Source organism: Pseudomonas sp. Irchel s3b6 (assembly GCF_900187415.1).
In the GTDB taxonomy this organism is placed as follows: Bacteria; Pseudomonadota; Gammaproteobacteria; order Pseudomonadales; family Pseudomonadaceae; genus Aquipseudomonas.
Window position 1 is genome coordinate 17,153 of the sequence record NZ_FYDM01000027.1, and the last position, 11,199, is coordinate 28,351.

General features: G+C 58.7%; 12 protein-coding genes. 10 read left to right on the plus strand and 2 right to left on the minus strand.

The genetic code is table 11. From position 1 onward, the window contains the following. Window positions 1–295: 295 nt before the first annotated feature. A complete protein-coding gene (locus CKW07_RS24705) occupies window positions 296–1,684 on the minus strand; it encodes a DUF1254 domain-containing protein (RefSeq protein WP_371850676.1) in 1,389 nt (462 codons plus the stop codon). Between the two features lie 441 nt (window positions 1,685–2,125). Beyond that, window positions 2,126–2,668 (minus strand): cytochrome b, encoded by a 543-nt coding sequence (locus tag CKW07_RS24710; RefSeq protein ID WP_095147456.1) that lies wholly within the window; start codon window positions 2,666–2,668, stop codon window positions 2,126–2,128. 205 nt (window positions 2,669–2,873) lie between these two features. On the opposite strand from CKW07_RS24710, the gene CKW07_RS24715 reads away from it, so the two are divergent. From CKW07_RS24715 to CKW07_RS24760, 10 genes are all read left to right on the plus strand, one after another. Next, window positions 2,874–3,551, plus strand: a complete 678-nt coding sequence (locus CKW07_RS24715; RefSeq protein ID WP_095147457.1) for a thermostable hemolysin — start codon at window positions 2,874–2,876, stop codon at window positions 3,549–3,551. Beyond that, a complete protein-coding gene (locus CKW07_RS24720; protein ID WP_095147458.1) occupies window positions 3,541–5,022 on the plus strand; it encodes an AMP-binding protein in 1,482 nt (493 codons plus the stop codon). The genes CKW07_RS24715 and CKW07_RS24720 overlap by 11 nt, the downstream gene beginning before the upstream one ends. Further along, window positions 5,019–5,693, plus strand: a complete 675-nt coding sequence (locus CKW07_RS24725) for a TenA family transcriptional regulator (protein WP_095147459.1) — start codon at window positions 5,019–5,021, stop codon at window positions 5,691–5,693. Before CKW07_RS24720 ends, CKW07_RS24725 begins: the two co-directional genes overlap by 4 nt. After that, window positions 5,680–6,489, plus strand: a complete 810-nt coding sequence (locus CKW07_RS24730) for an SDR family oxidoreductase (RefSeq protein WP_095147460.1) — start codon at window positions 5,680–5,682, stop codon at window positions 6,487–6,489. Before CKW07_RS24725 ends, CKW07_RS24730 begins: the two co-directional genes overlap by 14 nt. Beyond that, window positions 6,486–7,130 carry a tetratricopeptide repeat protein gene (locus tag CKW07_RS24735; protein ID WP_095147461.1) on the plus strand — a complete coding sequence of 215 codons (645 nt, stop codon included), beginning with the start codon at window positions 6,486–6,488 and terminating at the stop codon, window positions 7,128–7,130. Before CKW07_RS24730 ends, CKW07_RS24735 begins: the two co-directional genes overlap by 4 nt. Window positions 7,131–7,141: 11 nt before the next feature. Further along, window positions 7,142–7,804, plus strand: coding sequence for a response regulator (locus tag CKW07_RS24740; protein WP_095147462.1), 663 nt, complete (start codon window positions 7,142–7,144; stop codon window positions 7,802–7,804). Then, entirely contained in the window at window positions 7,801–9,168 is a 1,368-nt protein-coding gene (locus CKW07_RS24745; RefSeq protein ID WP_095147463.1) for a HAMP domain-containing sensor histidine kinase, read from the plus strand. Before CKW07_RS24740 ends, CKW07_RS24745 begins: the two co-directional genes overlap by 4 nt. A gap of 219 nt (window positions 9,169–9,387) precedes the next feature. Continuing rightward, window positions 9,388–9,813 (plus strand): DUF1810 domain-containing protein, encoded by a 426-nt coding sequence (locus CKW07_RS24750; protein ID WP_095147464.1) that lies wholly within the window; start codon window positions 9,388–9,390, stop codon window positions 9,811–9,813. 279 nt (window positions 9,814–10,092) lie between these two features. Further along, window positions 10,093–10,290, plus strand: coding sequence for a hypothetical protein (locus CKW07_RS24755; protein ID WP_095147465.1), 198 nt, complete (start codon window positions 10,093–10,095; stop codon window positions 10,288–10,290). Window positions 10,291–10,503: 213 nt separating this feature from the next. Beyond that, window positions 10,504–10,998 carry a GrpB family protein gene (locus CKW07_RS24760; protein ID WP_095147466.1) on the plus strand — a complete coding sequence of 165 codons (495 nt, stop codon included), beginning with the start codon at window positions 10,504–10,506 and terminating at the stop codon, window positions 10,996–10,998. Window positions 10,999–11,199 lie beyond the last annotated feature (201 nt).

Below are 11,199 nucleotides of genomic sequence, written 5' to 3' on the forward strand. Positions count from 1 at the left end.
CCTGCCACCAAGGGCAGCTATCGACTGTGGATTCAACCGGTCGATGCAACCAGAAGAGTGTCGACGCTGGTCTAAAACTGACTCCATCTGCCGGTCAACATTTTACCCAGGGCGGCTATCCTGTTTCGCATTCGACTCCCCGGTATTCTCTTGCTGGCAGGGGCGGCACAACAAATGGGTCAGTGCCTGGTACAAGCGCTGTTGCCGGATCAGTTTTCGATCAGTGGTAACCCCTGACGCGCCGGTTCAGCGGCGGCGCACCCGTGCCGTCCGCTGCAACCGGAGCGTTAGCGGGTCACGTGACCTTGACGATCTGCGGTGGACTCCACGTTCCTTTGCCGGGAGGCAGGATGGAAGGCGATACCGTCCGAGGCCAATAGAGGCGCATCACCAGGTAGATCAGGTCATTCGGTGCGGGCAACCAGTTGCTTTCCTTGTCCGCGCCGGGTGAATCCTTCTGGATGTACAGCGTGAGCGAGCCGTCCGGATTCTTCTTCATGTTGGACAGCATCGGCGAGTTGATGAGGTAGCGATCGAGCGGATTCTTGATCAGCAGTTGCGTCTTGCCGTCGTACATGGTCACCGACCAGAAGGCATTGACCGGCGGGAGCTGTCCAGCCGGAAAGGTGATGGTGTAGTTGTGCTTGCTGCCGTCAAGCGGCTTACCATCGGCCAGGGTCTTGGCCATCGGATACGTGGCCTCTTCGGCGTCGTTGGCGTAGATGCCCGCTTGCGCGATGGCGGCACGCTTTAGCCAATCGCCCTTGTAGAAGGCGGCGTCCCCGCCGGCCCCCACGATGTTCCAACCATTGACCTGCGTGCCAAGATGATTGGCCGCATCCCGGACCTTCGCATGCCCAGCCTGCATGCCCTCAACCACTGCGGCCTGTTGTTCGGCGGGGAGTTCCTGGAAGTTGAAGTCCTTGCCGGCGCCAATGCCGATACGGGCCAGCTTCGCGCGGATCGCCACTTCATCCGGTGTGGCCGGGGCAAACTGCAACGCAAAACCCAGATACTTGAAGAAGTCGGTCTTCACGAGGTCCTTGTCAATCTTCGGGAAGTCGATCGATGGCGTGGCAGGCGGCGCGGGCTGCTTGAGAAAAGCCGATAGCGGCTGGGCCGCGTAGCCGGACTGGATCTTTTCGACGTTCGGCATGTCTGCCGGGTTGTAGAGCTGGGTGCGAAAGATCACGAAAGGGAGTTGCGTGCGGGAACGAAACACCTTCTTGATGCCCGGTGGGGTCACGCCCTTCCAATCGGGGCCGACCACCATGTAATCGCCGGCTTCGCTGCCGGTGGCTCGGCTGCCGATGTAACCGAAGTTGTAGGTATTGCCATCGATGAGCTGCAGCGAGTAGTAACGCTGTTTCTCCACCGCTGGCACCGAGAGCACGATCGGCTCGCTGCGCAGGTCCATGAACAGCATGGAATACGGCGTGTCGCTGTTCGGCGAAACAACGGCCGTGTCCTGATAAGTAGCGACATGGTGCAGGCTATGGATCTGGTTGAACGGAGCCTTGTATTGGCTGGAGTGCTTGTCGACGGCGTAGTCGTACATGATCGCATAGTTCATCACGATGGGCAGGCCGTAGATGTAACCCTCCTGCGCGATGGCCTTCGTTTCGGCAGGAGTGGTGTCCGCGGCATGGGCGAGCGTGAATGCAAAGGGCGCGAGCAATACCATTGCACAGCCAAGTGCTCTCGGTAGTGTGATCATCATGAACCTGAATCTCCATTCTTTGAATTAGATGAGTGAGTCGGTCAGCTAACTACTCATCAGGCGATAGACAATGTCGTGTTGCTCATGACTTGATAGCTCATAACGCTCCTTGTCTTTCTGTAGGTTTTTGTTTTGCCTGAAGTTGTTCACGGTGAACGCGACACTGCTCAAGAAGGAACACGACGGATGGCAAGATCAGGCTGCTCGGTCAGTATATGCAGCAAATAAAAAAACGCTGCCGACATGACTGAAACTTGCACTCTCACTTCTGGATGGCAGCGAATTTCCGTGCCGGTCAGCGTGGCTAGCGCATGCGTTGACGAAGTACTGTTGCGCTTCAGTGACCTCTATTGACCCGATGCGAGCCCTTGGACATACGCAGCCAAAACCTCAAGGCAAAGGCAATCAACTCCTTGGCAGCATCCGGGTCAAGGTGTTGTCGCCCACACAGTAATGATGGAGCAACCCCGCCACCGCATGCAGGCCGATCAACCAGTAACCGGCGCTCCCGAGCAGCTCGTGCCAATACTTGAACTGCTTGGCCAGGTCAGGATCGACCGCCACCGGCGCCGGCAGCAAAAAACCGAAATAGGGCATCGGCTTGCCCCCTGCCGCCAGCATCAGCCAAGCCAGTAAAGGCGTGCCGATCATCAGCATATACAGCGCCAAATGCATGAGATGGGAAATACCGGTCTGCCAGGCGGGCAGCGCCGGCTTGATCGGCGGGCGCGGTGTCAGCCGTCCGAGCAAGCGGACCCAGACGAGGGCAAAAATACTCAGGCCGAACAAACCGTGCAGCCCGAGAAACAAGCTCCTCAAGTTACCGCCGCGCGGCAACAGCCCCTTGATTTCGATACAGCCGTATACGCCGATAAACAGCGCCAGCATCAGCCAGTGCATCGTGATCGACAGTTTCCCATAACGCTGTGTTGTTATATCGCCGGTCATTGTGGGCCTCATGAACGTCATTGCTGGCTGCCGACTCATTCGAGCAGCCTGGACGCGGCTTTCACCGAGTCGACTGGCGCCACCCTGCCCGCCGAGTCTTAAGGCAATCTGAAGACCATTTGGGCCGATCTTTTGTCACCTTCAGACTTCGTTAAGAAATGCCTTTGATACTTCTCCCCAATTGATCCGGGGGAGGTGTTTTCCAATGTCCGATTTCAACTGGAATGTTCAGTTGCCGCTGTACTTCGGCCAAGCCGAAAAACTGCAAATGAATCTTGTCAGAGCATTGCCGGGTGACCCGCAACGGCCTGTCTTCGAAAGTTTTATCCAGCAACGATTCCGCAAGGCCCACGGTGCCGACATCCGCCATTTCATGCCGGAGCTGTTTGGCATGAGTGATGCCACCGGTGTGCTGTGTGCGGTGGTCGGTGTGCGCGTGGCAGGCGCCGAACCGCTGTTTCTGGAAGGTTATCTGGATGAGCCGATTGATCCGCTGATCAGTGCCGCAGAAGACCAGGCAGTAGACCGGTCAGCCATCGTAGAGGTGGGCAACCTGACGGCCAGCGACACTGGAAGTGCACGGATGAGCATCATCGCGATGACTTACCTGCTCGCCATGGGGGGTCTGGAATGGGTCGCCTTCACCGGGAACCTGGGGCTGGTGAACAGCTTTCATCGCCTTGGATTGAAGCCTGTGGCGCTGTGTGCTGCCGACCCAGCGCGTTTGGGCGAAGACCGCCACGCCTGGGGCAGCTACTACGAAAGCAAACCTTGGGTTCACGTTGGCAATATCCGCTGCGGGTTCATTCATCTACGCAACATTGGCCTGTTCAATCGTTTGGGCTTGCCAACGTCCACGGAGGGATTCTGCCATGTCGCCTGAAGTGGAGCGTTTCAATCAGACACTGCGCAACCAGGCCGAGCTTAAAGCCAATGCCACCGCGTTATGGGACGATCGGCGGAAGTTGGACTACGCCACGCTTTATGCCGAAGTCATGTATCGCCAGCAGCGCCTGCGCGATGAGCAGGTCCAGGTGGTTGCACTGGCGCTGGACAACGGCGTCGAAGCCATGCTCTGGGACCTGGCCGTGTTGTTCGAAGGCTTGACCTGCGTGGCCTTGCCGCCCTTTTTCAGTCCAGCGCAACGCAAGCATTGCCTGGAACAAAGCCAGGCCGAACGGGTGATTGCCGAGCCGCAGCTGCAAGATGAACTGCAAGCGGCTGGTTATCTGAAAACCGGCGAGTTCTGGTGCCGCACCTTCAACGGCCCAGACCGGATGCCTGATGGCACCGCCAAGTTGACCTTCACTTCGGGCACCACAGGTACACCCAAGGGTGTGTGTTTGAGTGCCGACAGCATTCTGCGTGTCACCCGCGAGCTGGATCTGGCCAGCAAACCCACCGACTCACAACACCATCTGGCCCTCCTGCCGCTGGCCATTTTGCTTGAGAACATCGGTTGTTATGCCGCGTTGTACGCTGGCGCGACCTTGAGCCTGCCCAGCCAGAAAACCCTGGGCATTCAAGGCGCCAGCGGTGTGGATGTGCCGAAACTGTTGGGGTGCCTGACCAGCCGATCCCCCCAAAGCCTGATTCTGGTACCTCAGGTGTTGCTGATGCTGGTCAGCGCTGCCGAGCAGAAGGCCTTCGATCCACAATGCCTGCGTTTTGCCGCTGTCGGCGGCGCCCGGGTTTCCGAGGAACTGTTGCAGCGTGCTCAGCGCACAGGCGTCCCGGTATACGAAGGTTACGGACTGTCGGAGTGCGCATCGGTGGTATGCCTGAACAAGCCGCAGGCACGCCGTCCCGGCAGTGTCGGCCGCCCTCTTCCCCATGTGGAGATTCGCCTGGCCGAAGACGGCGAAGTGCTGATCAAGGGTTCGACCTTTCTGGGTTATCTGGGAGACGCGCCGCACACCGCTGAGTGGTGGCCCAGCGGTGATCTCGGCGAATTCGACCCGGAGGGTTTTCTCTACCTCAAAGGTCGCAAGAAGCATCAATTCGTCACCAGCTTCGGGCGCAACGTGAATCCCGAGTGGGTGGAGGCCGAATTGACCCAGCGCCGGCATATCGCCCAGGCCTTCGTCTACGGCGAAGCCATGCCGGGCAACCATGCCCTGCTCTGGCCGCATCGCCCGGACTGCACTGACGAACAACTGGCCAACGCTGTGGCCGAGTCCAACAAGGCCTTGCCCGAGTACGCCCAGGTCCGTCACTGGACCCGGCTCGATCAACCCTTCACCCCCGCCAACGGTTTGCTGACCGCCAATGGCCGCCCCCGTCGCGACGCCATTGTCGAACGCTACCGGGCGCAACTGACCGAATCTGCATTTTCCGAGGAATCCGTACCATGAGTTTTTTCGACACCCTGCAAGAAGCGACTCAACAAGAACGCCACGAGCTGTTCAATCTGCCGATCATTCTCGACGCCCTCGAAGGCCGGGTCAGCCTGGAAAGTTACCGGGCCTTCCTGGCACAGGCCTATTACCACGTGCGCCATACCGTGCCGTTGATGATGGCCTGCGGTGCGCGCCTGCCATTACGCCTGGAATGGCTGCGTGAAGCGGTGTGCGAGTACATCGAGGAGGAATACGGCCACGAAAAGTGGGTACTCGATGACATCCAGGCCTGCGGCGGTGACAAGGATGCCGTACGCGACGGGCGTCCGTCCTTGCCGATCGAATTGATGGTCAGCTTCCTCTACGACCTGATTGCCAGGGACAACCCGGTGGGGCTGTTTGGCATGGTCAACGTGCTTGAAGGCACCAGCATCGCCCTGGCCACCCACGCTGCCGGCAGCATTCGTGAACGCCTGGACCTGCCGGCAAGCGCCTTCAGCTACCTCAGTTCCCACGGTTCGTTGGATATCGAACACATGCAAACCTACCGCCGACTGATGAACAAGCTGGAAGACCCGGACGATCAGGCCGCCGTCATTCACGCCTCAAAAGTGGTGTACCGGCTCTACACCGATATGTTCCGCGGCTTGCCGCGTGACGGGGAGAATCTGCATGCTCCTGTCTGAAGCTCGCGTCGTGTTGACCGGTGCCAGCGGCGGCATCGGCCTGGCCATTGCCACAGCCCTGTGCGCCAGTGGTGCCCGGGTATTGGCCGTGGCTCGGCATCGGGAACCATTGGTACCGCTGCTTGAGCGTTACCCCCGTAACCTCTGCTGGATCGGTGCTGACCTGACGTCGATTTCCGACCGCCGCGAAGTGCTGGCGGAGGCCGACCGCATCGGCGGCATCAACATGCTGGTCAATGCCGCCGGGGTCAATCATTTCGCTATGCTCGAACAACTGGATGACAGTGAGATCAACGCGATGCTGGCGGTGAACATCAGTGCGCCGATCTGCCTGACAAAACTCCTGCTGCCACTGCTCAAACGCGCCGACAGCGCCATGGTGGTGAACGTCGGTTCGACCTATGGCTCCATCGGTTACGCCGGCTACGCCAGTTATTGCGCCACCAAGTTTGCCCTGCGCGGGTTCTCCGAAGCCTTGCGCCGGGAGCTGGCAGACACCCGGGTCAGCGTGCTCTACGTCGCCCCGCGTGCCACCCGCACCAGCATGAACAGCCCGGCGGCCCAGGCGCTGAACGATGCCCTCAAGGCCAATGTCGATGATCCGCAAACCGTGGCGGCCGCCGTGATTCACGCCATTGCGGATGACCGTCGCGACTTGTACCTGGGCTGGCCGGAACGTTTTTTTGTACGCCTCAACAGCCTGCTGCCCCATCTGGTGGACCGCGGCTTGCGCAAGCAATTGCCGCTGATCCGTCGCCTGAGCCAGAAACCCGACAAGGAGAATCTCAAACCATGAAGAAGACCATCGCTTGCTTGCTGTTTGCAGCCTTGAGCCAGAGTGTCTGGGCCCTGGATACCGCTGACCAGCAACGCCTCAACAGCATCCAGCAACGTTGGGCACACATTCAGTACGAGTTGCCGGAGGACCAACGAACTGCCGCTTTCGAAAAACTCGCCGCTCAGGCTTCGAGCTTCACTCAAGAGCGCCAGACCGTGGCCGAGGCCTGGGTCTGGTCCGGCATCGTCACCAGCAGTTGGGCCGGCGCCCAGGGAGGGCTCGGGGCGCTGAGCAAGGTCAAGGATGCCAAGGCCGATCTGGAAAAAGCACTGGTGCTGGACCCCAAGGCCCTGCAAGGCTCGGCCTACACCAGTCTCGGCGCGCTCTACGACCGTGTACCGGGCTGGCCCATCGGCTTTGGCGACTCGGACAAGGCCGAACAGTTACTCAAGCAGGCCTTGCAACTGAACCCGAACGGCATCGACAGCCTGTACTTCTGGGGTGATCATCTCTACCGTCAAAAACGCTACTCTGAAGCCAAAGTGGCACTGCAAAGAGCGCTGCAAGCGGCGCCACGGCCGGGGCGCGAAACCGCCGACGCTGGCCGGCGTAAAGAGATAGAAGCGTTGCTGGTCGACGTTGACAAGAAACTCAACTGACGGGAGTCCATGTGCGCTTACTACTGATAGAGGATGACGTGGCCCTCGGCGAGGGTATCCATCAGGCCCTGGGGCGCGAAGGTTATACCGTCGACTGGTTGCAGGACGGCAGCAGTGCCTTGCATTCGCTGCTCAGTGAAACCTTCGACCTGGCGGTGCTCGACCTTGGCCTGCCGCGCATGGACGGTCTCGAAGTACTGCGGCACCTGCGCGACAGCGGTTGCAATCTGCCGGTGCTGATCCTCACCGCGCGCGATGCCACCGAAGACCGCATCGCCGGGCTGGATGCCGGGGCCGACGATTACCTGATCAAACCCTTTGACCTGGCCGAGCTCAAGGCGCGTCTGCGTGCATTGTTGCGGCGCAGCGCCGGTCGGGCACAAGTGTTGATCGATCATGCGGGCATCAGCCTGAACCCCGGCACCCAGCAAGTCAGCTATAACGGCGAGCCCGTGGCCCTGACGCCCAAGGAATACCAGTTGCTCCACGAACTGCTCTCGCCCCCTGGCCGGGTGATGACCCGTGATCACCTGATGCAGTTGTTGTACGGCTGGAACGAGGAAGCTGAAAGCAACACCCTGGAAGTACACATCCATCATCTGCGCAAGAAGTTCTCGACCGACCTGATCCGCACCATCCGTGGTGTCGGGTATCTGGTGGAGGAGCGTCGATGACCTCGATCAGGCGTCGCACTCTGACTCTGATCATCGGCCTGATGCTGGCCGGCCTTGCCGTGATCAGCGTACTCAACCTGTATGACAGCAACCATGAAATTGCCGAAGTCTATGATGCCCAACTGGCGCGGAACGCTCGCCTGCTACAAGGTGTCATGCGCATGCCCATGACCAGCAAAGAACATGCTGATCTGTATCAGGCCTTCAATCAGGCCCTGAGCGAGGCGGAACCCAGGGGCGACGGGCATCCCTATGAAACGAAGATTGCCTTTCAGGTCTGGAACCTCAAGGGCGAAGTGCTGGTACACACGGCTAGCTCACCGTCCTTCAGCGCACCACCGGACACACCAGGCTTCAGCGATGTTGTAGACCTGAACAACCGCCATTGGCGCGCCTTCCTGCTCGAAGACAAGCAGAACAGCTTGCGCATCTGGGTTGGTGAACGAGACGACGTCCGATCGGACTTGGTGGACCGGATAGTACGCCACACGTTGTGGCCCAATATTCTGGGAAGTCTGATGTTGGCCGCAATGATCTGGCTGGCCATCGGCTGGGGATTGAAACCGCTGGTCAACATGGCTAAAACGCTGCGGGAGCGATATCCCGGTTCACTCGAACCCTTGCAATTGACGCCGTTACCCACTGAGCTTGAGCCCATGCAGGCAGCCCTCAACCGAGTGCTCGCGCAGATTCAGGAAGTAATGGGGCGTGAGCGGCGCTTTATCGCTGACGCGGCTCACGAAATGCGTACACCACTCGCCGTGCTCCGGGTGCATGCCCAAAACCTGATGGAAGCGGAGAGTGAAGAAGATCGTCGCACATCGCTCGAATATTTGATTGCCGGCGTGGACCGTACCAGCCGACTGGTCAACCAATTGCTCACGATGGCTCGTATTGAACCTCAAGCAGGAACTCAACCGCCTGCACCTATTGATCTGGCAGCCACCGTTCGCGACAGTCTGGTTCAGTTGACGCCCTGGTTGTTGAGCAAGGATCTCGAACTGGTTTTCGATGTCAGTGACGAAGTCATACGTGTGAAAGTCGACCCTGCAGCTATCGATATTGCCTTGAACAACTTGGTAACCAATGCGGCGAATTTCTCCCCGCCGCATGGAGTGATCACGGTACGACTGGCAAAAAAAGACAATGACTACGAGTTGTCTGTCGAGGACGAGGGGCCGGGAATCAACGAGGAGGATCGTGATCGGCTTTTCGAGCGTTTCTACAGCCGCGGAAATGACCAAGGAGCAGGATTGGGACTGACCATCGTTCAGGCCATTGCAGATCGCTTGGGCGGGCAGATCAAACTAGAGAATCGTATCCCTGTAGGGTTGCGCGCCACGTTGAAAATTTGTCGCTTATGACGCCGCCACTCTTATCGTGAGCGACCGCTCCTGGCTGTGGATTCAACCGGTCGAACGCAGTCGTCTGCACCAGTTGCCTTCGATGAAACTACTGCCTTCGCCGACGCGTCATACCCTTACAGGCTGGATCATTCGGCGTGACTTGGCGCGACAGTGCGTTATTGCGTGCGGGTTCAAACAGTCCGGGCCGCAGTGCCTGCCAACTCAGGGAGTACAAGCATGCATGACCCCTTCAATCTTCTTCGTTTCGTCGAAGCCCAGCACCCAGTGTTTACCCATGCCCTGGAAGAGTTGCGTGCAGGGCACAAGACCCGTCACTGGATGTGGTTCATTTTCCCGCAACTGCAGGGCCTCGGGCAGAGCGAGACATCCAGACGCTTTGCCATCTCGGGTGCTGATGAAGCCCGGGCCTATCTGCAGCATGATGTGCTGGGGCCACGGCTGGAGGAATGCGTCAGCACCCTCCTGCAACACAGAGACAAGACTGCACGGCAAATCCTAGGTCACCCTGATGACCTGAAGTTGCGCTCCTGCCTCACGCTGTTCGCCAGCGTCCAGCCCGAACAGCCCTTGTTCCAGCAGGCCCTTGATCAGTTCTTCGCCGGCGAGCCAGACACCAGGACCCTGTTCCTTCTTGGGGAATGATGTCGACGTGAGCTACGTCGCCAGCACCACGTCGAACCTCTTCGGTGCCGTGATCGGCTGGCCTGGGTAAATGCAACTGCCCCATCGCTGCAGCTAGTGGCGGCCAGGAGCGGACGGTCAGCCCAGACAGTTACCGACCAACAGCAATGGGATGGACTCCTTCTCTCGGTCAACCCTGGCCGATACCGGCAATGATTGATCGTTCAGGTGTATCTACGAAACCAGAGGCGTTTCACAACTTCATCTAGAGTCAGTCAAGAACCTGCCAAAGGAGATGCCATGGAGACGCTGATTGAGGTTGTTTTCCGCGTCATTTGCTATCGCGTCGGGTACTGGGTGCTCAAGGCAATTACGCTTGGCCGCTTCACCGGCAAAAGCAGCTATTGGTCTGAAGTAACCTGCACCCTAGGCGATTTGGTGTTGCTGTCCCCAATCATCACGATCATTGCCTTGAAGCTGGTAGAGAGCGCCCGATAAACGCCTTCCTCGTGAATGTCCGATCTCGGCCATAAGCATCCAGTGGGTGTATCAGCGGTCAAACTCCAGGTCTCCCACCTCTAGTAGCTGCTCCGCGCAGGGAACGCTAACATTCCGGCTTCGCATGGAGGCTGCCTGGCAGCGTCTTGAGCGCGCATGCACAGTCCTGGAATCACCCTATTGCCAAGCCTGCGGATACAAGGAAGAAACACCATGGCGCTTACTAGCAGAATTTCCCCCTATGACAGTCGATGGCCCTCGCTCTTTCTTGGCGCCAAAGAGCAGATCGCGAAGGCGTTTGGCACTGAGCCAGTTACCATCCACCATGTCGGCAGCACCGCCGTTCCCGGGCTCGCCGCCAAGCCGGAGATCGATCTCCTGGTCGAAGTTTCGGAGCATCGACACGAGTCCTCCCGAGACGATGTCATGCGTGAACTAGGGTACGCACGAGGAAGCAATCTGTCGGCAGGGCACCATTTTTATCGTCGGGATGTGGATGGCGTTCGAACCCATAAAGTCCACGTCTGTATCGCCGGCCACGGTCAAGTCGAAAGAATGCTCCGTTTTCGTGACCTGCTCAGGAGCGACCCTGTGATTCGCCAACGGTATCAAGACTTGAAACTTGAACTGGAAGCAACCAACACCGGTGGCATAGGTGAATACCTGGCACAAAAGGCCCCCTTCATCGACGCAATGCTGTTCAATTAAGCAAACGCCGACCTTAGGTAGGAGCGAGCGCGCTCGCGATGGACGTCAACGATAACGCGTGTTTTCTGGGTAACTGTAGTGGTCTAATGAAACCGGACACCCATTTAGGTGAGAATGCTCGCCAGATCGAGGTGTCAGATGACCAAACAACGCCGTTCCTTTTCTGCTGAATTCAAACGCGAGGCTGCCGACCTCGTGCTC